This window comes from Escherichia sp. WS568, from assembly GCF_046486085.1.
In the GTDB taxonomy this organism is placed as follows: domain Bacteria; phylum Pseudomonadota; class Gammaproteobacteria; order Enterobacterales; family Enterobacteriaceae; genus Escherichia; species Escherichia coli.
Genome location: NZ_JBJQMC010000013.1, coordinates 1 through 23,716, shown reverse-complemented (window position 1 = coordinate 23,716; position 23,716 = coordinate 1). Strand labels below are relative to the sequence as shown.

Genomic DNA, 23,716 nt, shown 5'->3' with positions numbered 1-23,716 from the left:
TTTCTTCCATCAAAAATATGGACATGGGCTTTCGCAAGCCCGGGAGCAGCTTATGAATGAGTTGGTGCAGATCCTGAAAAATACTCGTCAGCATTTAATGACGGGCGTTTCACACATGATTCCCTTCGTGGTATCGGGCGGTATTTTGCTGGCGGTTTCCGTCATGTTGTATGGCAAAGGCGCAGTGCCGGATGCCGTCGCCGATCCGAATCTGAAAAAACTGTTTGATATCGGCGTTGCAGGTTTGACGCTGATGGTGCCTTTCCTCGCCGCTTACATCGGTTATTCCATTGCAGAACGCTCTGCGCTGGCTCCGTGCGCTATCGGTGCCTGGGTTGGTAACAGCTTTGGTGCGGGCTTCTTTGGTGCACTGATCGCCGGGATTATCGGCGGCATCGTGGTGCATTACCTGAAGAAAATTCCGGTGCATAAAGTTCTGCGCTCGGTGATGCCAATCTTCATCATTCCTATCGTCGGCACACTGATTACCGCTGGCGTCATGATGTGGGGGCTGGGCGAGCCTGTAGGGGCGTTGACCAACAGCCTGACTCAGTGGCTTCAGGGGATGCAGCAGGGCAGCATTGTTATGCTGGCGGTGATCATGGGTCTGATGCTGGCGTTCGATATGGGCGGCCCGGTTAACAAAGTGGCCTATGCCTTCATGCTGATTTGCGTTGCTCAGGGTGTTTATACCGTGGTGGCTATTGCCGCTGTTGGGATTTGTGTTCCACCGCTGGGGATGGGGCTGGCGACGCTGATTGGTCGTAAAAATTTCTCCGCAGAAGAGCGCGAAACCGGCAAGGCGGCACTGGTGATGGGCTGTGTTGGGGTTACTGAAGGGGCGATTCCTTTCGCCGCTGCCGATCCGCTGCGTGTTATTCCTTCCATCATGATCGGTTCAGTTTGTGGTGCAGTAACTGCGGCGCTGGTCGGTGCGCAGTGCTATGCAGGCTGGGGTGGTCTGATTGTGCTGCCGGTGGTTGAAGGCAAGCTGGGTTATATCGCAGCAGTGGCTGTCGGAGCAGTGGTGACGGCTGTTTGTGTGAACGTGCTGAAAAGTCTGGCGCGTAAAAATGGGTCTTCGACTGATGAAAAAGAAGACGACCTGGATTTGGATTTTGAAATTAATTAATTGAGGAACGAGCCATGACGAAAATTATTGCAGTAACCGCGTGTCCATCTGGTGTTGCCCATACCTATATGGCGGCAGAGGCGCTGGAAAGTGCCGCGAAAGCGAAAGGCTGGGAAGTGAAAGTAGAAACCCAGGGCTCGATTGGTCTGGAAAATGAACTGACTGCGGAAGACGTGGCGAGCGCCGATATGGTGATTCTGACCAAAGATATCGGCATCAAGTTTGAAGAGCGTTTTGCTGGCAAGACCATCGTGCGCGTCAACATCAGCGACGCGGTAAAACGCGCTGATGCCATTATGAGCAAAATTGAAGCTCACCTGGCACAAACCGCTTAAGTTCTTATCCCGCCCGTAAGGGCGGGTTCGCTTTCCCACAGGAGTTCCTCATGACGAATCGTATCTCTCGCCTCAAAACTGCACTGTTTGCCAATACCCGTGAAATCTCGCTGGAGCGGGCGCTGCTTTATACCGCCAGCCATCGGCAAACCGAAGGCGAACCGGTGATATTGCGCCGGGCGAAAGCAACAGCGTATATCCTTGAACACGTTGAAATTTCGATTCGTGATGAAGAACTGATTGCCGGTAACCGCACCGTAAAACCACGCGCCGGGATTATGTCGCCGGAAATGGACCCTTACTGGCTGCTGAAAGAGCTGGATCAATTCCCGACGCGTCCGCAGGACCGCTTTGCTATCAGCGAAGAAGATAAACGTATCTACCGCGAAGAGTTGTTCCCGTACTGGGAAAAACGTTCGATGAAAGATTTCATTAACGGGCAGATGACGGATGAAGTAAAAGCCGCGACCAGCACGCAGATTTTCAGCATCAACCAGACGGATAAAGGCCAGGGGCACATTATTATTGATTACCCGCGCCTGCTGAATCACGGGCTGGGGGAGCTGGTGGCACAGATGCAGCAACATTGTCAGCAACAGCCGGAGAATCACTTTTATCAGGCAGCGCTGTTACTGCTGGAAGCCTCGCAGAAACATATTTTGCGTTACGCCGAACTGGCGGAAACGATGGCGGCAAGCTGCACTGATGGCCAGCGTCGCGAAGAACTGCTGACTATTGCGGAGATCTCCCGCCATAACGCCGAACATAAGCCGCAGACGTTCTGGCAGGCGTGCCAGTTATTCTGGTACATGAACATCATTCTGCAATACGAATCCAACGCCAGTTCGCTGTCTTTAGGGCGCTTCGACCAGTATATGTTGCCGTTCTATCAGGCATCATTAACCCAGGGCGAAGATCCGGCGTTCCTGAAAGAACTGCTCGAATCTTTATGGGTGAAATGCAACGACATCGTGCTGTTGCGCTCCACCAGTAGCGCGCGTTATTTCGCCGGTTTCCCGACCGGCTATACCGCACTGCTCGGCGGGTTAACCGAGAACGGACGTAGCGCGGTGAACGTGCTTTCGTTCCTTTGCCTTGACGCCTATCAAAGCGTGCAATTACCGCAACCGAACCTGGGGGTGCGCACTAACGCCTTGATCGACACGCCGTTCCTGATGAAAACCGCCGAAACCATTCGCCTCGGCACCGGTATTCCGCAAATCTTTAACGATGAAGTAGTGGTGCCAGCGTTCCTCAACCGTGGCGTTTCGCTGGAAGATGCACGCGACTATTCCGTAGTGGGCTGTGTGGAATTATCTATTCCCGGCAGAACCTACGGCTTGCATGACATCGCGATGTTTAATCTGCTGAAAGTGATGGAAATCTGCCTGCATGAAAATGAAGGCAATGCTGCGCTGACTTATGAAGGTTTACTGGAGCAGATCCGCGCCAAGATCAGCCACTACATCACCCTGATGGTTGAGGGCAGCAATATTTGCGATATCGGTCACCGTGACTGGGCACCTGTACCGCTGCTCTCATCGTTTATCAGCGATTGTCTGGAAAAAGGCCGCGATATTACCGATGGCGGTGCGCGTTATAACTTCTCCGGCGTACAGGGGATCGGTATCGCCAACCTGAGCGATTCTCTCCATGCGTTGAAAGGTATGGTTTTTGAGCAACAGCGTTTAAGTTTTGACGAATTGCTGTCGGTATTAAAAGCCAACTTCGCAACGCCAGAAGGCGAAAAAGTCCGTGCTCGCTTAATTAACCGCTTCGAGAAATACGGTAACGATATCGACGAGGTGGATAACATCAGCGCCGAACTGTTACGCCACTACTGCAAAGAAGTGGAAAAATACCAGAACCCGCGCGGCGGCTACTTCACGCCGGGATCGTATACCGTTTCTGCTCACGTCCCGTTGGGATCGGTGGTTGGCGCGACGCCAGACGGTCGTTTTGCCGGAGAACAGCTGGCAGACGGCGGCTTGTCACCCATGCTGGGCCAGGACGCACAAGGGCCAACGGCGGTACTGAAGTCAGTCAGTAAGCTCGATAATACGCTGCTGTCTAACGGTACGTTGCTGAACGTGAAATTCACTCCGGCGACCCTGGAAGGTGAAGCGGGATTACGCAAACTGGCCGACTTCTTACGGGCGTTTACCCAGCTTAAGTTGCAGCATATTCAGTTTAACGTGGTGAACGCCGACACGTTGCGGGAAGCGCAACAGCGCCCACAAGATTATGCCGGGCTGGTGGTGCGCGTTGCCGGATACAGCGCCTTCTTTGTCGAATTGTCGAAGGAGATCCAGGATGACATCATCCGCCGGACAGCGCATCAGCTGTAACGTTGTGGAAACGCGCCGCAATGATGTGGCGCGCATTTTCAACATTCAGCGTTATTCACTGAATGACGGCGAGGGCATTCGTACGGTGGTCTTTTTTAAAGGCTGTCCACATCTTTGCCCGTGGTGTGCTAATCCGGAGTCGATCTCCGGCAAAATCCAGACTGTACGCAGAGAGGCGAAATGTCTGCACTGTGCGAAATGTTTGCGTGATGCGGATGAATGCCCCTCCGGTGCGTTTGAACGGATTGGTCGCGATATCAGCCTTGACGCTCTGGAACGGGAAGTGATGAAAGATGACATTTTCTTTCGCACGTCCGGCGGCGGCGTCACGCTTTCTGGCGGCGAAGTGTTAATGCAGGCGGAGTTTGCTACTCTTTTTTTACAGCGGCTGCGGTTGTGGGGTGTGTCATGCGCCATCGAAACTGCCGGAGACGCGCCAGCCAGCAAGCTGTTACCGCTGGCGAAATTGTGCGATGAAGTGTTGTTCGATTTAAAAATTATGGACGCGACTCAGGCGCGGGATGTGGTGAAGATGAACCTGCCACGCGTGCTGGAGAATCTGCGTTTGCTGGTGAGTGAGGGCGTCAACGTGATCCCGCGTTTACCGCTGATCCCTGGTTTCACGCTCAGCCGGGAGAATATGCAGCAGGCGCTGGACGTGCTGATCCCGCTGAATATCAGGCAGATCCATCTGTTACCGTTTCATCAGTACGGCGAACCGAAATACCGCCTGCTGGGGAAAACATGGTCGATGAAAGAGGTGTCTGCGCCGTCGTCAGCCGATGTGGCAACGATGCGTGAAATGGCAGAGCGGGCCGGATTTCAGGTTACCGTGGGAGGTTAAAATGGCATACCTGGTGGCAGTAACCGCCTGCGTCAGCGGCGTGGCGCATACTTATATGGCGGCGGAACGGCTGGAAAAGTTGTGCCTGTTAGAGAAGTGGGGCGTCAGCATTGAAACTCAGGGCGCGCTGGGAACGGAGAATCGTTTAGCGGACGAGGATATCCGTCGGGCGGATGTTGCTCTGTTGATTACGGATATCGAGCTTGCCGGTGCCGAGCGATTTGAACATTGCCGCTACGTGCAATGCAGCATCTACGCTTTCCTGCGTGAGCCGCAGCGGGTGATGAGCGCAGTACGCAAAGTGCTTTCTGCGCCGCAGCAAACCCATCTTATTCTGGAGTAGTCGGTTTTTCTGTCAGTTGGCTGTGGTACTGCCGACGATATTCCGACGGTGAGCGTTCGGTATTTTTACGAAACAGACGGCAGAAGTAGTTGCTGTCGACAAAGCCGCAGGCGTGCGCCACTTCTTTTACCTTCAGGTCATAGCCTTTCAATAACGTCTTAGCGTGCTCCAGTCGCGTGTGATTCAGGTATTCGTTAAAACCAATGGCCCCCGTTTTTTGAAACAGGTGCGAGAGGTAATTTGGCGAAATATAGAATGCCTGTGCGACAGATTCGCGGGTAAGCGCGGAGGCATAGCGTTCGTCGATATAATCGCGAATAGCTTCGAATAGAGCCTGGCTACGTGAGGCGGTCTGGATTTGGCTGCCGAGCAAATCGCGGCAGTGGCTAAGCAGGCTGGCGACGATAAGCCTTGCCGTTTGCTGCTCCTGCGGCTGCATTTGCATTTCATTGAGCGTTTGTAGCAGAAAAGAACCAATGCGCGGGCCGCGTCGGGCGACGTGTTGCTTCGCCAGATTTTGATATTGTTTGCCATCCCATTGCACGACGCTGAAGCCGAGTTGCTGTTTGCCAAACAGCACGCTAAAGGTAGTGGCGGGGGCTTGCCATTGTGGAAAATTCCAGCCACCAGCGGGAACGTACAGCACATCGCCGGGAACTAACGTTGCTCCAGCGCCGGTATCAACAAACTCACCTTCCAGCACAATTTCCAGTCGTGGAAAATCGACCTGATACGCAAGATCGGGCACCGGGCCGTTACTGCTGGCAAAGTAAATCTGGCGCAGGGACAGCGGGCCGTTGATCAGGCGGGAGAGCAGATAGCTGACGTCGTGATACATGTTATTCCCTTAGGTATGTAGACGGGAAAACAGTAACTGGCATTATGAAAAAAGGCCACCTGAAAAGTGTGGCCTGAGGGGAGTTCGATGTAAACATTGCGACAGTATCGCATCCGGCAAATAGCGCCAGACGCGATACAAAGGTCATTTACTGATTACCTACCTGGTCGCCATACGGCAGCGTGTCGTAATCGATCAGCGCGTTTTTCTTGTACGGGTTACCAATCCAGCGGGTAGTTTCTTTGAACTGCGGATTCACCACTGAACGGGTTGGGTCGTAACCGTCGTAAGATAAGCCCGCTAAATCTGACCAGGTGTGGATCAATTCCGCCAGGCTGTATTTACGATCAACATCCTGTGAGAAATCACGCGGATGAGTCGCTTGCCATTTTTCCGACGTCCACAGCAGGAACGGAATGGTGTACATGTGGCGCGTCGGGTTGTCCTCATTACGCCCCTGGGTTTTATGCGGCGGCGTGTCGTAAACCTCTTCACCGTGGTCAGAGAAGTAAACCAGGAATCCGTTCGGGTCTGCCGCTTTAAAGTCTTTAATCAGGCTGGCAACCACATGATCGTTATACAGGTTAGCGTTGTCATAATCGTTATATGACTCCAGCTCTTCCGCGTTTAACCCCGGCGGGACATGATCGGTATTGCCATCAAACTTGCCCTGATTTTCCGGGTAGCGGTATTTGTATTTGATATGCGTACCCAGCAGATGAACGATGATCAGTTTCTTCGGCGCAGGGTCCTTCAGCACTTCCTGGAACGGCTTCAGCACGTTAGTGTCGTATTCACGCGCACTCTGTGTACGTTGCTGGTTCATGTAGTACTGCTTGTCGGTCTGGCGCGAAAATACCGTCAGCATGGTATTGCGGGCGGTCATCGTCTGCTGGTTGGTGATCCAGAAGGTTTTATAACCCGCCTGTTTCATCATGTTCATCAGCGACGGCTGCGTCAGATACAGATCCGGGTTCTTTTCATTGGCAAAGGTCAGCGCCTGTTGCAGGATTTCAATGGTGTACGGACGAGACGTCACCACGTTATTAAACACGGTCAGATTCGGATCGGTTTTATGCAGCGCATCCAGCTCCGGCGTGGTTTCACGCGGATAACCGTACAGACTCATGCGTCCACGCTGGGTCGACTCGCCAATCACCAGCACTAAGGTGCGCGGTTCGTTACCCGATTCATCTTTGAAATTAGCCAGCGGCGGCAGCGCATTGTTTTCGTTGAGTAATTTGGTCAGCGAGTTAAGTTGCTGGCGGTACTGGTAGTAGCCGGAAATAAATTGCCATGGTGCTGCGGGTTCCATTCGCGATGCCAGACTATCCAGCGTTTTTTCAATCGGTTTGCCTTTGATGATGGTGTTCATGGCGATCGGATGCAGAATCAAGCCATAAAGCAGGGCAAAAGAGACAACATAACGCCACGGCTTTGGAATATAGACCGGGCGCAGGCGTGTCCACAGCAGAACTGCCACCGCCGTATAGGCCAGCGCGATAAGCACAATTTTCAGGCTGAAATACTGGCTTAAATACTCGCTAGCTTCGTTGGTGTTGGTTTCGAACATCACAAACAGAACGCTCTGCGAGAACTCCTGACCGTAGATGACGTAGTAGCACAGCGCCGCCAGAGAGGCCGCCCATAGCACCACGCCGATCACTGCGGCAATAATTTTGATCCGCTTCGGAAAGAGGAATACCGGGATCAACCACAGCGAACTGAATAACAGCGAGTCGCGAATGCCGTTAGTGCCACTATAACCACTGATGTAAATAATGGCCTGTAGCAGAGTAGAGAAAAACCAAAAGTAGAGCAGTGCCCAACCCAGGGCTTTCCAGCTAAAAAGGGGTTTAGCCTGGACTTCTGTGGAATGCATAGTAAGAACCTGTCTTGAAAAAAATATCGCCGAATGTAACGACAATTCCTTAAGGATATCTGAAGGTGTATTCAGAATTTGAATAAAATGCAGACAGAAATATATTGAAAACGAAGGTGTTAGAACAGAAGTATTTCAGAAAACCCTCGCGCAAAAGCACGAGGGTTTGCAGGAGAGGAAGATTAGCCGGTATTACGCATACCTGCCGCAATCCCGGCAATAGTGACCATTAACGCCTGCTCGACGCGAGGATCCGGCTCATGGCCTTCTTTTTCTGCCTGGCGGGAGCGGTGCAGCAACTCGGCCTGCAATACGTTCAGCGGGTCGGTGTAAATATTCCGTAGCTGAATAGACTCTGCAATCCACGGCAGATCGGCCATCAGATGGGAATCGTTGGCAATCGCCAGCACCACTTTGATGTCTTCTTCTTGCAGATTGCGTAACTCTTTACCTAACGGCCACAGTGCTTTGTCTACCAGACGTTGATCATAGTATTCCGCCAGCCACAGGTCTGCTTTGGCGAAGACCATCTCCAGCATGCCGAGACGCGTCGAGAAGAATGGCCAATCGCGGCACATGGCTTCCAGTTCGCTCTGCTTGCCATCTTCGACCACTTTTTGCAGCGCCGTACCTGCACCCAGCCAGGCGGGGAGCATCAGGCGGTTTTGCGTCCAGGCAAAAATCCACGGAATGGCGCGCAGCGACTCGACGCCGCCGGTTGGGCGACGTTTCGCCGGACGTGAACCCAACGGCAGTTTGCCCAATTCTTGTTCCGGCGTAGCGGAGCGGAAGTAAGGCACAAAATCTTTGTTTTCACGTACGTAGCCACGGTAGAGATCGCAGGAGATGACTGACAGTTCATCCATAATGCGACGCCAGCTCTCTTTCGGCTCAGGCGGTGGCAGCAGGTTGGCTTCCAGAATCGCCCCGGTGTACAGCGACAGGCTGCTGACGGTGATTTCTGGCAGACCATATTTAAAGCGGATCATCTCGCCCTGTTCAGTCACGCGCAGGCCACCTTTCAGGCTACCTGGCGGTTGTGACAGCAGCGCCGCATGAGCAGGTGCGCCGCCACGACCAATGGAACCGCCGCGACCGTGGAACAACGTCAGCTCAATACCCGCTTTTTCGCAGGTTTTGATTAATGCATCCTGTGCCTGATATTGCGCCCAGGAAGCTGCCATCACGCCCGCATCTTTTGCTGAGTCGGAATAGCCAATCATCACCATCTGTTTGCCCTGAATCAGGCCGCGATACCAGTCGATATTGAGCAGCTGGGTCATGACATCGTTGGCGTTGTTCAGGTCATCGAGGGTTTCAAACAGCGGAGCAACCGGCATTGCAAACCCGATACCCGCTTCTTTCAGCAGCAGGTGGACAGCCAGTACGTCGGACGGCGTTTTTGCCATCGAGATCACGTAGGCGGCAATGGAACCTTGCGGTGCTTCGGCAATCACCTGGCAGGTATCGAGCACTTCGCGCGTTTCGGCGCTTGGTTGCCAGTTGCGCGGCAGAAGCGGACGTTTGGAGTTCAGTTCGCGGATCAGGAACGCCTGTTTGTCGGCCTCTGACCAGCTTTCGTAGTCGCCGATACCGAGGTAGCGGGTCAGCTCGCCCAGCGCTTCGGTATGGCGGGTGCTCTCCTGACGGATATCAATACGGACCAGCGGTACGCCGAAACATTTCACGCGGCGCAGGGTGTCGAGCAGATCGCCGTTGGCGATAATACCCATGCCACACGCCTGAAGTGACTGGTAGCAAGCGTAGAGCGGTTCCCACAGTTCTTCGTTTTGTGTCAGCAGGCCTTCTGGTTTTGGCAGTTCTTCGCCTTTCAGGCGCGCTTCCAGCCATGCCTGTGTCGCCATCAGGCGAGAACGCAGGTTTTTCATCAGATAGCGATACGGTTCTGCGGCACCTTCTTCGCCAACCAGCGCCAGCAGTTCAGGGGTCGCTTCAACCATCGACAGTTCAGAAACCAGCACCTGAATATCTTTCAGGAACAGATCGGTGGCTTTCCAGCGACTGAGCAGCAGGACGTGGCGGGTGATATCGGCAGTGACGTTCGGGTTGCCGTCGCGGTCACCGCCCATCCACGAGGTAAAACGGACCGGAACAAATTCGACGGGCAGTTTGTAGCCGAGATTCTCTTCCAGTTGTTCGTTCAGTTCGCGCAGGTAATTCGGTACGCCTTGCCACAGGCTGTTTTCTACTACGGCAAAGCCCCATTTGGCTTCATCTACCGGGCTTGGACGCAGCTTACGGATTTCATCGGTATGCCATGACTGGGCGATCAACTGGCGCAGGCGGCGCATCAGCTGGTTGTGTTCGTAGTCAGCGATATCTTTGTTATCGAGCTGTTTTAAGCAGGCGTTCACTTCCACCATTTTGTGGATCAGTGTACGACGGGTAATTTCGGTTGGGTGAGCCGTGAGGACCAGTTCCAGCGACAGCGATTCCACTGCTTTTTTTATGGTGTCTTCGCTCAGTTCCGGCTGGTTTTTCAGTTTGCGCAGGGTGCGGGCGATCACTTCCGGGTTGCTGGCAGCTTCGCCTTTCGGCGAAATGCTGTGGTATTGCTCGGCGGTGTTGGCCAGGTTCAGAAACTGACTAAACGCACGCGCAACGGGCAGCAGCTCGTCGTTCGACAAATTTTGTAAGGTGGTGAGCAACTCCTGGCGGTTAGCATCATTGCCAGCGCGTGAAGATTTGGACAACTTACGGATAGTTTCTACGCGTTCAAGAATGTGTTCTCCTAACGCATCCTTGATGGTTTCTCCCAGCACTTTGCCGAGCATACTGACATTACTACGCAATGCGGAATATTGTTCGTTCATATTACCCCAGACACCCCATCTTATCGTTTGATAGCCCTGTATCCTTCACGTCGCATTGGCGCGAATATGCTCGGGCTTTGCTTTTCGTCGTCTTTTATAAAGCCACGTAAAAGCGGTGACGTCAAATGCTGCGAAATCGCTTCAGCAAACGAATAAATAGCAGGAATTTACGCCATTAAATTCACGACGCTTTAAATAAGCGTAACTTATGGGAATGTTAAAAAATCGCCTCGAGTAACACCAAAGGTGTAGGTCGGATAAGATGCGCAAGCATCGCATCCGACATTGTTTGGCCTACGTTTTAATGCCAGCAAAAATGGTGAATCACCTGGGTGATCAGTTCGCGGGTGGGCTTGATAAACCGTGTTTCCAGATATTCATCAGGTTGATGAGCCTGATTAATTGAGCCAGGACCCAGAACCAGCGTCGGGCATAACGTTTGAATAAACGGCGCTTCGGTACAGTAATTCACCACTTCGGTCTTTGCTCCGAGCAATTTCTCAACTACTTCAACCAGTTGATGATTTGGCGGGCATTCATAGCCAGGGATCGGCGGATGCAGCTCGTCGACCGTCAGACGACCCGGCCAGCGTTCGCTCACCGGAGCCAGCGCATCGTTGAGTAGGCCATTAAGTTCATTGAGTGTCATGCCCGGCAGCGGACGAATATCCATATGCAACTCACAGCAAGCACAAATACGGTTAGAAGCGTCGCCACCGTGAATATGCCCGAGGTTGAGCGTGGGGTATGGCACGGTAAACGCTTCATAGTGATAACGTTCTTTCAGCTTATCGCGCAATTGCAAAATATGCCCGATGGCGTCGTGCATCAGTTCGATAGCGTTAACTCCGCGTGCTGGATCGCTGGAGTGGCCCGACTGGCCCTGAATACGGATGGCGTTAGAGATATGACCTTTATGGGCGCGTACCGGTTGCAGCGACGTTGGCTCGCCAATGATGGCGCAATCCGGGCGCAGGGCGGTAGTTTCGGCAAAATAACGCGCTCCGGCCATACTGGTTTCTTCATCGGCAGTCGCCAGAATGTAGAGCGGTTTTGCAAGCTTCGTGACGTCGACATCGCGTAGCGCATCAAGGATAAACGCAAAAAAGCCTTTCATGTCGGCGGTGCCTAAGCCGTAAAGCTTGCCGTCATGCTCCGTCAGTGTAAACGGATCGCGCGTCCAGCGTCCGTCATCAAATGGCACCGTATCGGTATGCCCCGCCAGCAACAAACCGCCAGCCCCCTGTCCGGTACTTGCCAGCATATTAAATTTGTTGCGAGTTCCTGGCACAGGCTGCACTTCCACATTGAAGCCTAAATCTTTAAACCAGTCCGCCAGCAGAGTGATTAAATCTGCATTGCTTTGATCGAGTGCCTCTTCCGTGGCGCTTATTGAAGGTGTGGCAATCAGAGCACGGTAAATCTCGATAAATGGCGGTAATTTGTTTTTCATTGTTGACACACCTCTGGTCATGATAGTATCAATATTCATGCAGTATTTATGAATAAAAATACACTAACGTTGAGCGTAATAAAACCCACCAGCCGTAAGGTGAATGTTTTACGTTTAACCTGGCAACCAGACATAAGAAGGTGAATAGCCCCGATGTTGAATACGCTGATTGTGGGTGCCAGCGGCTACGCTGGCGCAGAGCTAGTGACCTATGTAAATCGCCATCCGCATATGAACATAACCGCTTTGACTGTTTCAGCGCAAAGCAATGATGCGGGAAAGTTAATCTCCGATTTGCATCCGCAGCTAAAAGGCATCGTTGATCTGCCGTTGCAGCCGATGTCGGATATCAGCGAGTTTAGCCCAGGGGTGGACGTGGTGTTTCTCGCCACCGCCCATGAAGTTAGCCACGATTTAGCGCCGCAATTTCTTGAAGCCGGCTGCGTGGTGTTCGACCTTTCCGGCGCGTTTCGTGTTAACGACGCCGCCTTCTATGAAAAATATTACGGCTTTACCCATCAATACCCGGAACTGCTGGAACAGGCAGCCTACGGTCTGGCGGAGTGGTGCGGTAATAAATTAAAAGAAGCAAACTTGATTGCGGTGCCAGGCTGTTATCCGACGGCAGCACAGCTGGCGCTGAAACCGTTGATTGATGCCGATCTTCTTGACCTCATTCAGTGGCCGGTGATCAACGCTACCAGCGGCGTGAGCGGTGCAGGACGTAAGGCAGCGATTTCAAATAGTTTTTGTGAAGTTAGCCTGCAACCGTATGGCGTCTTTACCCATCGCCATCAACCAGAGATCGCCACACATCTCGGTGCTGACGTTATCTTCACCCCGCATCTGGGCAATTTCCCGCGCGGCATTCTCGAAACCATTACCTGCCGCCTGAAATCGGGTGTGACCCAGGCGCAAGTCGCGCAAGTGTTACAGCAGGCGTATGCCCATAAACCGCTGGTGCGGCTGTATGACAAAGGCGTTCCGGCGCTGAAAAATGTCGTTGGGCTGCCATTTTGCGATATCGGGTTTGCCGTTCAGGGCGAGCATCTGATTATTGTGACGACCGAAGACAACTTACTGAAAGGCGCGGCGGCACAAGCGGTACAGTGCGCCAATATTCGTTTCGGCTATGCGGAAACGCAGTCTCTTATTTAAGGGTGCAATGATGAATCCATTAATTATCAAACTGGGCGGCGTACTGCTGGATAGTGAAGAGGCGCTGGAACGTCTGTTTAGTGCACTGGTGAATTATCGTGTGTCACATCAGCGTCCGCTGGTGATTGTGCACGGCGGCGGTTGCGTGGTGGATGAGCTGATGAAAGGGCTGAATCTGCCGGTGAAAAAGAAAAACGGCCTGCGGGTGACGCCTGCTGATCAGATTGACATTATCACCGGAGCACTGGCGGGAACGGCAAATAAAACCCTGCTGGCATGGGCGAAGAAACATCAGATTGCGGCCGTAGGTTTGTTTCTCGGTGACGGCGACAGCGTCAAAGTGACCCAGCTTGATGAAGAGTTAGGCCATGTTGGACTGGCGCAGCCAGGTTCGCCTAAGCTTATCAACTCCTTGCTGGAGAACGGTTATCTGCCGGTGGTCAGCTCCATTGGCGTAACAGACGAAGGGCAACTGATGAACGTCAATGCCGATCAGGCGGCAACGGCGCTGGCGGCAACGCTGGGCGCGGATCTGATTTTGCTCTCCGACGTCAGCGGCATTCTCGACGGCAAAGGGCAACGTATTGCCGAAATGACCGCCGCGAAAGCAGAACAACTGATTGAGCAGGGCATTATTACTGACGGCATGATAGTGAAAGTGAACGCGGCGCTGGATGCTGCGCGCACGCTGGGCCGCCCGGTGGATATCGCCTCCTGGCGTCATGCGGAACAGCTTCCGGCACTGTTTAACGGTATGCCGATGGGTACGCGGATTTTAGCTTAAGTTTTGTTGGCCGGAGGCGCAGCTTTCCGGCATTGAATTTCAAAATAAGGAAACAGAGTTATGGCACTTTGGGGCGGGCGTTTTACCCAGGCAGCAGATCAACGGTTCAAACAATTCAACGACTCACTGCGCTTTGATTACCGTCTGGCGGAGCAGGATATTGTTGGCTCTGTGGCCTGGTCCAAAGCCCTGGTAACGGTCGGCGTGTTAACCGCAGAAGAGCAGGCGCAACTGGAAGAGGCGCTGAACGTGCTGCTGGAAGATGTTCGCGCCAGGCCACAACAAATCCTTGAAAGCGACGCCGAAGATATCCATAGCTGGGTGGAAGGTAAACTGATCGACAAAGTGGGTCAGTTAGGCAAAAAACTGCATACCGGGCGTAGCCGTAATGATCAGGTAGCAACTGACCTGAAACTGTGGTGCAAAGATACCGTTAGCGAGTTGCTGACGGCTAACCGGCAGTTACAATCCGCTCTGGTCGAGACCGCGCAGAACAATCAGGACGCGGTGATGCCGGGTTACACTCACCTGCAACGTGCTCAACCGGTGACGTTCGCGCACTGGTGCCTGGCCTACGTTGAGATGCTGGCGCGTGATGAAAGCCGTTTGCAGGACGCGCTTAAGCGTCTGGATGTCAGCCCGCTAGGCTGTGGCGCACTGGCAGGAACGGCCTATGAAATCGACCGAGAACAGTTAGCAGGCTGGCTGGGCTTTGCTTCGGCGACCCGTAACAGTCTCGACAGCGTTTCTGACCGTGACCATGTGTTGGAACTGCTTTCTGCTGCCGCTATCGGCATGGTGCATCTGTCGCGTTTTGCTGAAGATCTGATTTTCTTTAACACCGGCGAAGCGGGGTTTGTCGAGCTTTCGGACCGCGTGACTTCCGGTTCATCATTAATGCCGCAGAAGAAAAACCCGGATGCGCTGGAGCTGATTCGCGGTAAATGCGGCCGGGTGCAGGGTGCGTTAACCGGCATGATGATGACGCTGAAAGGTTTGCCGCTGGCTTACAACAAAGATATGCAGGAAGACAAAGAAGGTCTGTTCGACGCGCTCGATACCTGGCTGGACTGCCTGCATATGGCGGCGCTGGTGCTGGACGGCATTCAGGTGAAACGTCCGCGTTGCCAGGAAGCGGCGCAGCAGGGGTATGCGAACGCCACTGAACTGGCGGATTACCTGGTGGCGAAAGGCGTACCGTTCCGCGAGGCGCATCATATTGTGGGTGAAGCGGTGGTGGAAGCCATTCGTCAGGGCAAACCGCTGGAAGAACTACCGCTCAGTGAGTTGCAGAAATTCAGTCAGGTGATTGGCGAAGATGTCTATCCGATTCTGTCGCTACAATCGTGCCTCGACAAGCGTGCGGCAAAAGGCGGCGTCTCACCGCAGCAGGTGGCGCAGGCGATTGCTTTTGCGCAGGCTCGGTTGGGGTAAGAACATTTATATGTATTAATTTGAGCTTGGCTTATCGCTGGGCTTTTTATGGCAAAAAAAAAGCGGATCCTGGAGATCCGCAAAAGTTCACGTTGGCTTTAGTTATTCGAGTTGAGAAACTCTCGAAACGGGCAGTGACTTCAAGGGTTAAAAGAGGTGCCGCTCCGTTTCTGTGAGCAATTATCAGTCAGAATGCTTGATAGGGATAATCGTTCGTTGCTATGCTACCTATCGCCGCGAACTATCGTGGCAATGGAGGATGGATAATGAATATTCGTGATCTTGAGTACCTGGTGGCATTGGCTGAACACCGCCATTTTCGGCGTGCGGCAGATTCCTGCCACGTTAGCCAGCCGACGCTTAGCGGGCAAATTCGTAAGCTGGAAGATGAGCTGGGCGTGATGTTGCTGGAGCGGACCAGCCGTAAAGTATTGTTCACCCAGGCGGGAATGCTGCTGGTGGATCAGGCGCGTACCGTGCTGCGTGAGGTGAAAGTCCTTAAAGAGATGGCAAGCCAGCAGGGCGAGACGATGTCCGGGCCGCTGCATATTGGTTTGATTCCCACGGTTGGACCGTATCTGCTACCGCATATTATCCCGATGCTGCACCAGACCTTTCCAAAGCTGGAAATGTATCTGCATGAAGCACAGACCCACCAGTTACTGGCGCAACTGGACAGCGGCAAGCTCGATTGCGTGATCCTCGCGCTGGTGAAAGAGAGCGAAGCATTCATTGAAGTGCCGTTGTTTGATGAGCCAATGTTGCTGGCTATCTATGAAGATCACCCGTGGGCGAACCGCGAATGCGTACCGATGGCCGATCTGGCAGGAGAAAAACTGCTGATGCTGGAAGATGGTCACTGTTTGCGCGATCAGGCAATGGGGTTCTGTTTTGAAGCCGGGGCGGATGAAGATACACACTTCCGCGCGACCAGCCTGGAGACGCTGCGCAACATGGTGGCGGCAGGTAGCGGAATCACTTTACTGCCTGCGCTGGCTGTGCCGCCGGAACGCAAACGCGATGGGGTTGTTTATCTGCCGTGCATTAAGCCGGAACCACGCCGCACTATTGGCCTGGTTTATCGTCCTGGCTCACCACTGCGCAGCCGCTATGAGCAGCTGGCAGAGGCCATCCGCGCAAGAATGGATGGCCATTTCGATAAAGTGTTAAAACAGGCGGTTTAAGCCATTTAGCGCAGCTACCCGATAGGCTTCCGCCATCGTCGGGTAGTTAAAGGTGGTGTTGACGAAGTACTCAATAGTGTTGCCGCCACCTTTCTGTTCCATAATCGCCTGACCGATATGAATAATTTCGGCAGCGCGCTCGCCAAAGCAGTGAATACCCAGAATCTCTTTTGTTTCCCGATGGAACAAAATTTTCAGCGTGCCCACGTTCATGCCGACGATTTGTGCACGTGCCAGATGTTTAAACTGGGCGCGGCCCACTTCATATGGCACTTTCATCGCGGTTAGCTGCTGTTCGGTTTTGCCCACAGAGCTGATTTCCGGGATGGTGTAAATGCCGGTAGGGATATCTTCAATCAGATGTGCGTTGGCTTCACCTTTCACCAGCGCCTGCGCGGCAATGCGCCCCTGGTCATAGGCTGCCGACGCCAGGCTCGGATAACCAATCACGTCGCCCACCGCGTAAACGTGCGGCTGTGCGGTCTGATACATGCTGTTGACCTTCAGCTGTCCGCGACTGTCAGTTTCCAGCCCAATGTTCTGTAACGCCAGCGAATCAGTATTACCGGTGCGACCGTTGGCATAGAGCAGGCAGTCAGCTTTCAGTTTTTTACCCGACTTCAGATGCATGATCACACCGTCGTCACAGCCTTCGATCTTCTCGTACTCTTCGTTGTGACGAATCACTACGCCACTGTTCCAGAAGTGATAGGAGAGAGAATCTGACATCTCTTGATCGAGAAACGCCAACAGCCGATCGCGGGTGTTGATCAGATCCACTTTTACATCCATACCGCGGAAGATCGACGCATATTCACAGCCGATCACTCCAGCACCATAGATAAGTACATGGCGCGGTTCGTGGTGCATGCTAAGAATTGAGTCGCTGTCGTAAATGCGTGGATGGGTGAAATCAACATCTGTTGGATGATATGGACGAGAGCCGCAGGCAATAACAAATTTTTCAGCGGTTAGTGTTTCAACGCTGCCGTCCGGGCAATCCAGCGCCAGCGTGTGCTCGTCAACAAAGCGAGCGTTTCCCTGCAATATTTCACAGTGATTACGTTCGTAAAATCCCTGACGCATGCGCGTTTGTTGATTAATCACGTTATCGGCATGGTTAAGGATATCGGCAAAAGAAGAGCGGAGCAGTCGCGAATGGTCGCTGTAAAGTGGGTTTTGATTAAATTCTATAATGCGGCTGACGGCGTGACGGAGAGCTTTCGACGGGATGGTGCCCCAGTGGGTGCAACCGCCGCCAACATTTTGATAACGCTCGATAACTGCGACGCGCGCACCTTGCTTAACCAGGCCCATTGCAGCGCCTTCGCCGCCGGGGCCGGAACCTATTACTATGGCATCGTAATCGTAGGAATGTGGCATGGTAGGGCTTACCTGTTCTTATACATAAAAGCAACAGAATGGTAACATTTTATCGCGGGTAAGCCAATTGATCCCCGTCATTTATCTGGCTATATCGTGAGCGGCCTTTGCTTTGTCTGTTTCTTACTTTTGACCTGAACGTTTTATTGGATTTTTATCGACGATACTCTCCGTTTAAGCGGCAGGTTTCCGTTGTACGTAAAAGAACCGGCCAAAGAATTGCAGTAAATATGTTTTATTGCGTTACCGTTCATTCACAACACTGGAGCAATCCAGTATGTTCATTCTCTGGTATAGTGCCAGCAGTACTTTTGGCAAGGATTCAGACATCGTGATGGGCGTAAGAGCGCAACAAAAAGAAAAAACCCGCCGTTCGCTGGTGGAAGCCGCATTTAGCCAATTAAGTGCTGAACGCAGCTTCGCCAGCCTGAGTTTGCGTGAAGTGGCGCGTGAAGCGGGCATTGCTCCCACCTCTTTTTATCGGCATTTCCGCGACGTAGACGAACTGGGTCTGACCATGGTTGATGAGAGCGGTTTAATGCTACGCCAACTCATGCGCCAGGCGCGTCAGCGTATCGCCAAAGGCGGGAGTGTGATCCGCACCTCGGTCTCCACATTTATGGAGTTCATCGGTAATAATCCTAACGCCTTCCGGTTATTATTGCGGGAACGCTCCGGTACCTCCGCTGCGTTTCGTGCCGCCGTTGCGCGTGAAATTCAGCACTTCATTGCGGAACTTGCGGACTATCTGGAACTCGAAAACCATATGCCGCGTGCGTTTACTGAAGCGCAAGCCGAAGCCATGGTGACGATTGTCTTCAGTGCGGGTGCCGAGGCGTTGGACGTCGGCGTTGAACAACGTCGGCAATTAGAAGAGCGACTGGTACTGCAACTGCGAATGATTTCGAAAGGGGCTTATTACTGGTATCGCCGTGAACAAGAGAAAACCGCAATTATTCCGGGAAATGTGAAGGACGAGTAATGAAACAAGCAAATCAAGATAGAGGTACGCTGCTGCTGGCGTTAGTTGCTGGCTTATCGATTAATGGTACTTTCGCAGCGCTGTTTAGCTCCATTGTGCCATTTTCTGTATTCCCGATTATTTCCCTGGTGCTGACGGTTTACTGCCTGCATCAACGTTATCTTAATCGCACTATGCCGGTAGGCTTGCCGGGTCTGGCAGCTGCCTGTTTTATTCTCGGCGTACTGCTGTACAGCACGGTAGTTCGTGCGGAGTATCCGGATATCGGCTCTAACTTCTTCCCGGCAGTACTGTCCGTCATTATGGTGTTCTGGATTGGCGCGAAGATGCGTAACCGTAAGCAGGAAGTTGCTGAGTAATCGGTATCATGCCGGATGCTGATGCATCCGGCATGGGTTTTACTTCGCGGTCAGTAATACGCCGCACTCCATATGGTGCGTGTAGGGGAACTGATCAAACAGAGCCAGACGTTCGACCTTGTGCGTCTGACTTAATGTTTCCAGATTCTTGCATAACGTTTCCGGATTGCAGGAGATATACAGAATACGTGGATACGCCTGCACCATTTTCTCGGTTTCACCGTCCAGACCGCTGCGTGGTGGGTCGACAAAAATGGTTTCGCACTGATAACTCTTTAAATCGATCCCTTGCAGGCGGTTAAACTCGCGTACGCCATTCATCGCCTGAGTAAATTCTTCTGCCGCCATACGAATAATTTGTACGTTATCAATATGGTTAGCGGCAATGTTGTATTGCGCGGCAGCGACCGACGGCTTAGCGATTTCGGTGGCTAATACCCGATCAAAATTGCGCGCCAGTGCTAATGAAAAGTTACCGTTGCCGCAGTACAGCTCCAGTAAATCGCCTTTTGAGCCTTTGGTTACGTCCAGCGCCCATTCCAGCATCTGAATATTCATCGCCGCGTTCGGCTGGGTAAAGCTGTTTTCTACCTGACGGTAGATCATCTCTTTCCCTGCGACCGGCAGACGTTCATCGATGTAATCTTGATCCAGCTCGATTTTGGTTTTCGTTGCCCGACCAATCAGATGCACATTCAGATTCTGCGCTCGCAGTGCGTCGCGCAGGGCTTCCGCTTCCTGACGCCACTCATCATCCAGCTTCTTATGGTACAGCAGGGAAACCACCGCCTGATTACTCAGCGTGGTGAGGTAATCAATCTGGAACAACTTGTGGCGCAGAACGGGATTATTACGCACACCCGCAATCATCGCCGTCATCAACTGGTTGATAAGTTCACTGGCGGCGGGGAAGCTATCCACGCGGATGCGGCTTTTGGTTTGTTGATCGAAAATGATGTGATACAGGTCATCGCCATCGTGCCAGATGCGGAACTCCGCACGCATCCGGTAATGACTGACCGGCGAGCGAAACACTTCCGGAACCAGGTCAGAAAACGGTGCCATCATACTTTGCAAACGTACCACTTTTTCGGCTAACTGCGCTTCATACTGTTCTGTTGGAAGGTGTTCGGGGGTCATGATGTATCCTGAAAAATTAAAGTACGCGGCGATTGTAGGGATTGCTCATCAGATGTCCAGATCTTGATGAATTCCTATTTGTGAGCTACGTCTGGACAGTAACTTGTTACAACCTGTAGCATCCACTTGCCGGTCCTGTGAGTTAATAGGGAATCCAGTGCGAATCTGGAGCTGACGCGCAGCGGTAAGGAAAGGTGCGATGATTGCGTTATGCGGACACTGCCATCCGGTGGGAAGTCATCATCTCTTAGTATCTTAGATACCCCTCCAAGCCCGAAGACCTGCCGGCTAACGTCGCATCTGGTTCTCATCATCGCGTAATATTGATGAAACCTGCGGCATCCTTCTTCTATTGTGGATGCTTTACAATGATTAAAAAAGCTTCGCTGCTGACGGCGTGTTCTGTCACAGCCTTTTCTGCTTGGGCACAGGATACCAGCCCGGATACTCTCGTCGTTACTGCTAACCGTTTTGAACAGCCGCGCAGCACTGTGCTTGCACCAACCACCGTTGTGACCCGTCAGGATATCGACCGCTGGCAGTCGACCTCGGTCAATGATGTGCTGCGCCGTCTTCCGGGCGTCGATATCACCCAAAACGGCGGTTCAGGTCAGCTCTCATCTATTTTTATTCGCGGTACAAATGCCAGTCATGTGCTGGTGTTAATTGATGGCGTCCGCCTGAATCTGGCGGGAGTGAGTGGTTCTGCCGACCTTAGCCAGTTCCCTATTGCGCTTGTCCAGCGTATTGAATATATCCGTGGACCGCGCTCCGCTGTTTATGGTTCCGATGCAATAGGCGGGGTGGTGAATATCATCACGACGCGCGATGAACCCGGAACGGAAATTTCAGCAGGGTGGGGAAGCAATAGTTATCAGAACTATGATGTCTCCACGCAGCAACAACTGGGGGATAAGACACGGGTAACGCTGTTGGGCGATTATGCCCATACTCATGGTTATGATGTTGTTGCCTATGGTAATACCGGAACGCAAGCGCAGACAGATAACGATGGTTTTTTAAGTAAAACGCTTTATGGCGCGCTGGAGCATAACTTTACTGATGCCTGGAGCGGCTTTGTGCGCGGCTATGGCTATGATAACCGTACCAATTATGACGCGTATTATTCTCCCGGCTCACCGTTGCTCGATACCCGTAAACTCTATAGCCAAAGTTGGGACGCCGGGCTGCGCTATAACGGTGAACTGATTAAATCACAACTCATTACCAGCTATAGCCATAGCAAAGATTACAACTACGATCCCCATTATGGTCGTTATGATTCGTCCGCGACGCTGGATGAGATGAAGCAGTACACCGTCCAGTGGGCAAATAACGTTACCGTTGGCCACGGTAATATTGGTGCGGGCGTTGACTGGCAGAAACAGACTACGACGCCGGGTACTGGTTATGTTGAGGATGGGTATGATCAACGTAACACTGGTATCTATCTGACCGGATTGCAACAAGTCGGCGATTTTACATTTGAAGGCGCAGCCCGCAGCGACGATAACTCACAGTTTGGTCGTCATGGAACCTGGCAAACGAGTGCCGGTTGGGAATTCATCGAAGGCTATCGTTTTATCGCTTCTTATGGCACGTCGTACAAGGCACCTAATCTTGGGCAACTGTATGGTTTCTACGGAAATCCGAATCTGAATCCTGAGAAAAGCAAACAGTGGGAAGGCGCGTTTGAAGGCTTAACCGCTGGGGTGAACTGGCGTATTTCCGGATATCGTAACGATGTCAGTGATTTGATCGATTATGATGATCACACCCTGAAATATTACAACGAAGGGAAAGCGCGGATTAAGGGGGTCGAGGCGACCGCCAATTTTGATACCGGACCACTGACGCATACTGTGAGTTATGATTATGTCGATGCGCGTAATGCGATTACCGACGTGCCGTTGTTACGCCGTGCTAAACAGCAGGTGAAATACCAGCTCGACTGGCAATTGTATGACTTCGACTGGGGTATTACTTATCAGTATTTAGGCACTCGCTATGATAAGGATTACTCATCTTATCCTTATCAAACCGTTAAAATGGGCGGTGTGAGCTTGTGGGATCTTGCGGTTGCGTATCCGGTCACCTCTCATCTGACAGTTCGTGGTAAAATAGCCAACCTGTTCGACAAAGATTATGAGACAGTCTATGGCTACCAAACTGCAGGACGGGAATACACCTTGTCTGGCAGCTACACCTTCTGAACCACGTCCCACCGTGCTGGTGTTTGACTCCGGCGTCGGTGGGTTGTCGGTCTATGACGAGATCCGGCATCTCTTACCGGATCTCCATTACATTTATGCTTTCGATAACGTCGCTTTCCCGTATGGCGAAAAAAGCGAAGCGTTTATTGTTGAGCGAGTGGTGGCAATTGTCACCGCAGTGCAAAAACGTTATCCCCTTGCGCTGGCTGTGGTCGCTTGCAACACTGCCAGTACCGTTTCACTTCCTGCATTACGCGAAAAGTTCGACTTCCCGGTTGTTGGTGTCGTGCCGGCGATTAAACCTGCTGCACGTCTGACGGCAAATGGCATTGTCGGATTACTGGCAACCCGCGGAACAGTTAAACGTTCTTATACTCATGAGCTGATCGCGCGTTTCGCTAATGAATGCCAGATAGAAATGCTGGGCTCGGCAGAGATGGTTGAGTTGGCTGAAGCGAAGCTGCATGGCGAAGATGTTTCTCTGGATGCGCTAAAACGTATCTTGCGTCCGTGGTTAAGAATGAAAGAGCCGCCAGATACCGTTGTACTGGGGTGTACCCATTTCCCTCTACTACAAGAAGAACTGTTACAGGTGCTGCCAGAGGGAACCCGGCTGGTGGATTCTGGCGCAGCGATTGCTCGCCGAACGGCCTGGCTGTTAGAACATGAAGCCCCGGATGCAAAATCTGCCGATGCGAATATTGCCTTTTGTATGGCAATGACGCCAGAAGCTGAACAATTATTGCCCGTTTTACAGCGTTACGGCTTCGAAACGCTCGAAAAACTGGCAGTTTTAGGCTGATTTGGTTGAATGTTGCGCGGTCAGAAAATTATTTTAAATTTCCTCTTGTCAGGCCGGAATAACTCCCTATAATGCGCCACCACTGACACGGAACAACGGCAAACACGCCGCCGCGTCAGCGGGGTTCTCCTGAGAATCTCAACAGAGAAAAGCAAAAAAATGCTTGACTCTGTAGCGGGAAAGCGTATTATGCACACCCCGCGCCGCTGAGAAAAAGCGAAGCGGCACTGCTCTTTAACAATTTATCAGACAATCTGTGTGGGCACTC

Annotated in this window: 19 protein-coding genes and 1 riboswitch; of the genes, 13 read left to right on the top strand and 6 right to left on the bottom strand. The window is 52.4% G+C overall.

The window, feature by feature from the left end:
• The first annotated feature begins 52 nt into the window (after nt 1-52).
• From ACJHWR_RS15320 to ACJHWR_RS15300, 5 genes are read left to right on the top strand one after another with little or no spacing between them, the layout of a single operon-like run.
• Nucleotides 53-1,132 carry a PTS fructose transporter subunit EIIC gene (locus ACJHWR_RS15320; RefSeq protein WP_001004467.1) on the top strand — a complete coding sequence of 360 codons (1,080 nt, stop codon included), beginning with the start codon at nt 53-55 and terminating at the stop codon, nt 1,130-1,132.
• Nucleotides 1,133-1,146: 14 nt separating this feature from the next.
• Nucleotides 1,147-1,467 (top strand): PTS fructose-like transporter subunit IIB, encoded by a 321-nt coding sequence (locus ACJHWR_RS15315; RefSeq protein WP_000161265.1) that lies wholly within the window; start codon nt 1,147-1,149, stop codon nt 1,465-1,467.
• A 50-nt stretch (nt 1,468-1,517) separates the two neighbouring features.
• Nucleotides 1,518-3,815: a formate C-acetyltransferase gene (locus ACJHWR_RS15310; RefSeq protein ID WP_000184837.1), complete on the top strand. Its 2,298-nt coding sequence runs from the start codon at nt 1,518-1,520 to the stop codon at nt 3,813-3,815.
• Nucleotides 3,781-4,659, top strand: a complete 879-nt coding sequence (locus ACJHWR_RS15305) for a [formate-C-acetyltransferase]-activating enzyme (RefSeq protein WP_000204133.1) — start codon at nt 3,781-3,783, stop codon at nt 4,657-4,659. Before ACJHWR_RS15310 ends, ACJHWR_RS15305 begins: the two co-directional genes overlap by 35 nt.
• 1 nt (nt 4,660) lies before the next feature.
• Nucleotides 4,661-5,002 carry a PTS fructose-like transporter subunit IIB gene (locus ACJHWR_RS15300; RefSeq protein ID WP_000323846.1) on the top strand — a complete coding sequence of 114 codons (342 nt, stop codon included), beginning with the start codon at nt 4,661-4,663 and terminating at the stop codon, nt 5,000-5,002.
• On the opposite strand, the gene ACJHWR_RS15295 is transcribed toward ACJHWR_RS15300, so the two are convergent.
• The 4 genes from ACJHWR_RS15295 to argE all read right to left on the bottom strand — a co-directional run bounded on the left by ACJHWR_RS15295 (nt 4,989) and on the right by argE (nt 12,009).
• Nucleotides 4,989-5,840, bottom strand: a complete 852-nt coding sequence (locus ACJHWR_RS15295; protein WP_000274636.1) for an AraC family transcriptional regulator — start codon at nt 5,838-5,840, stop codon at nt 4,989-4,991. The genes ACJHWR_RS15300 and ACJHWR_RS15295 overlap by 14 nt on opposite strands.
• 148 nt (nt 5,841-5,988) lie before the next feature.
• On the bottom strand, nt 5,989-7,722 hold the full coding sequence (locus ACJHWR_RS15290) for a phosphoethanolamine transferase CptA (RefSeq protein ID WP_000556317.1): 1,734 nt from the start codon (nt 7,720-7,722) through the stop codon (nt 5,989-5,991).
• Between the two features lie 182 nt (nt 7,723-7,904).
• Complete coding sequence (ppc, locus tag ACJHWR_RS15285; protein ID WP_001005578.1) at nt 7,905-10,556, bottom strand: phosphoenolpyruvate carboxylase; 2,652 nt, start codon at nt 10,554-10,556, stop codon at nt 7,905-7,907.
• Nucleotides 10,557-10,857: 301 nt separating this feature from the next.
• Nucleotides 10,858-12,009, bottom strand: a complete 1,152-nt coding sequence (gene argE, locus ACJHWR_RS15280) for an acetylornithine deacetylase (RefSeq protein WP_001361903.1) — start codon at nt 12,007-12,009, stop codon at nt 10,858-10,860.
• A gap of 153 nt (nt 12,010-12,162) precedes the next feature.
• On the opposite strand from argE, the gene argC reads away from it, so the two are divergent.
• From argC to oxyR, 4 genes are all read left to right on the top strand, one after another.
• Nucleotides 12,163-13,167 (top strand): N-acetyl-gamma-glutamyl-phosphate reductase, encoded by a 1,005-nt coding sequence (argC, locus tag ACJHWR_RS15275; RefSeq protein ID WP_000935356.1) that lies wholly within the window; start codon nt 12,163-12,165, stop codon nt 13,165-13,167.
• 7 nt (nt 13,168-13,174) lie between these two features.
• On the top strand, nt 13,175-13,951 hold the full coding sequence (gene argB, locus ACJHWR_RS15270) for an acetylglutamate kinase (protein WP_001309116.1): 777 nt from the start codon (nt 13,175-13,177) through the stop codon (nt 13,949-13,951).
• Between the two features lie 60 nt (nt 13,952-14,011).
• Complete coding sequence (gene argH / locus ACJHWR_RS15265; protein ID WP_001230093.1) at nt 14,012-15,385, top strand: argininosuccinate lyase; 1,374 nt, start codon at nt 14,012-14,014, stop codon at nt 15,383-15,385.
• 266 nt (nt 15,386-15,651) lie between these two features.
• On the top strand, nt 15,652-16,569 hold the full coding sequence (gene oxyR, locus ACJHWR_RS15260; RefSeq protein ID WP_001025939.1) for a DNA-binding transcriptional regulator OxyR: 918 nt from the start codon (nt 15,652-15,654) through the stop codon (nt 16,567-16,569).
• On the opposite strand, the gene sthA is transcribed toward oxyR, so the two are convergent.
• The gene (gene sthA, locus ACJHWR_RS15255; RefSeq protein ID WP_001120806.1) at nt 16,552-17,952 is read right to left on the bottom strand and encodes a Si-specific NAD(P)(+) transhydrogenase; all 1,401 of its coding nucleotides are present in this window, start codon (nt 17,950-17,952) and stop codon (nt 16,552-16,554) included. The two genes, oxyR and sthA, sit on opposite strands and share 18 nt — an antisense overlap.
• 331 nt (nt 17,953-18,283) lie before the next feature.
• Between sthA and fabR the strand changes: the two genes are divergently transcribed.
• Together fabR and ACJHWR_RS15245 are read left to right on the top strand one after the other, a co-directional pair.
• A complete protein-coding gene (fabR, locus tag ACJHWR_RS15250) occupies nt 18,284-18,934 on the top strand; it encodes an HTH-type transcriptional repressor FabR (RefSeq protein WP_001309117.1) in 651 nt (216 codons plus the stop codon).
• Nucleotides 18,934-19,293 (top strand): YijD family membrane protein, encoded by a 360-nt coding sequence (locus ACJHWR_RS15245; protein WP_000806411.1) that lies wholly within the window; start codon nt 18,934-18,936, stop codon nt 19,291-19,293. The genes fabR and ACJHWR_RS15245 overlap by 1 nt, the downstream gene beginning before the upstream one ends.
• A 39-nt stretch (nt 19,294-19,332) precedes the next feature.
• On the opposite strand, the gene trmA is transcribed toward ACJHWR_RS15245, so the two are convergent.
• Nucleotides 19,333-20,433 carry a tRNA (uridine(54)-C5)-methyltransferase TrmA gene (trmA, locus tag ACJHWR_RS15240; RefSeq protein ID WP_000187018.1) on the bottom strand — a complete coding sequence of 367 codons (1,101 nt, stop codon included), beginning with the start codon at nt 20,431-20,433 and terminating at the stop codon, nt 19,333-19,335.
• 113 nt (nt 20,434-20,546) lie between these two features.
• Nucleotides 20,547-20,737: riboswitch (cobalamin riboswitch) on the top strand.
• A gap of 64 nt (nt 20,738-20,801) precedes the next feature.
• Here trmA and btuB point away from each other — a divergent pair.
• Both btuB and murI read left to right on the top strand, forming a co-directional pair.
• On the top strand, nt 20,802-22,646 hold the full coding sequence (gene btuB / locus ACJHWR_RS15235) for a TonB-dependent vitamin B12 receptor BtuB (RefSeq protein WP_000591346.1): 1,845 nt from the start codon (nt 20,802-20,804) through the stop codon (nt 22,644-22,646).
• A complete protein-coding gene (gene murI / locus ACJHWR_RS15230) occupies nt 22,591-23,448 on the top strand; it encodes a glutamate racemase (RefSeq protein ID WP_000201825.1) in 858 nt (285 codons plus the stop codon). The genes btuB and murI overlap by 56 nt, the downstream gene beginning before the upstream one ends.
• Nucleotides 23,449-23,716: the final 268 nt, after the last annotated feature.

Bases quoted from the DNA above. Each gene is read 5' to 3' on its own strand.
- ACJHWR_RS15320 (WP_001004467.1), top strand. From the start codon at position 53: ATGAATGAGTTGGTGCAGATCCTGAAAAATACTCGTCAGCATTTAATG.
- ACJHWR_RS15315 (WP_000161265.1), top strand. From the start codon at position 1,147: ATGACGAAAATTATTGCAGTAACCGCGTGTCCATCTGGTGTTGCCCAT.
- ACJHWR_RS15310 (WP_000184837.1), top strand. From the start codon at position 1,518: ATGACGAATCGTATCTCTCGCCTCAAAACTGCACTGTTTGCCAATACC.
- ACJHWR_RS15305 (WP_000204133.1), top strand. From the start codon at position 3,781: ATGACATCATCCGCCGGACAGCGCATCAGCTGTAACGTTGTGGAAACG.
- ACJHWR_RS15300 (WP_000323846.1), top strand. From the start codon at position 4,661: ATGGCATACCTGGTGGCAGTAACCGCCTGCGTCAGCGGCGTGGCGCAT.
- ACJHWR_RS15295 (WP_000274636.1), bottom strand. From the start codon at position 5,840: ATGTATCACGACGTCAGCTATCTGCTCTCCCGCCTGATCAACGGCCCG.
- ACJHWR_RS15290 (WP_000556317.1), bottom strand. From the start codon at position 7,722: ATGCATTCCACAGAAGTCCAGGCTAAACCCCTTTTTAGCTGGAAAGCC.
- ppc (WP_001005578.1), bottom strand. From the start codon at position 10,556: ATGAACGAACAATATTCCGCATTGCGTAGTAATGTCAGTATGCTCGGC.
- argE (WP_001361903.1), bottom strand. From the start codon at position 12,009: ATGAAAAACAAATTACCGCCATTTATCGAGATTTACCGTGCTCTGATT.
- argC (WP_000935356.1), top strand. From the start codon at position 12,163: ATGTTGAATACGCTGATTGTGGGTGCCAGCGGCTACGCTGGCGCAGAG.
- argB (WP_001309116.1), top strand. From the start codon at position 13,175: ATGATGAATCCATTAATTATCAAACTGGGCGGCGTACTGCTGGATAGT.
- argH (WP_001230093.1), top strand. From the start codon at position 14,012: ATGGCACTTTGGGGCGGGCGTTTTACCCAGGCAGCAGATCAACGGTTC.
- oxyR (WP_001025939.1), top strand. From the start codon at position 15,652: ATGAATATTCGTGATCTTGAGTACCTGGTGGCATTGGCTGAACACCGC.
- sthA (WP_001120806.1), bottom strand. From the start codon at position 17,952: ATGCCACATTCCTACGATTACGATGCCATAGTAATAGGTTCCGGCCCC.
- ACJHWR_RS15245 (WP_000806411.1), top strand. From the start codon at position 18,934: ATGAAACAAGCAAATCAAGATAGAGGTACGCTGCTGCTGGCGTTAGTT.
- trmA (WP_000187018.1), bottom strand. From the start codon at position 20,433: ATGACCCCCGAACACCTTCCAACAGAACAGTATGAAGCGCAGTTAGCC.
- btuB (WP_000591346.1), top strand. From the start codon at position 20,802: ATGATTAAAAAAGCTTCGCTGCTGACGGCGTGTTCTGTCACAGCCTTT.
- murI (WP_000201825.1), top strand. From the start codon at position 22,591: ATGGCTACCAAACTGCAGGACGGGAATACACCTTGTCTGGCAGCTACA.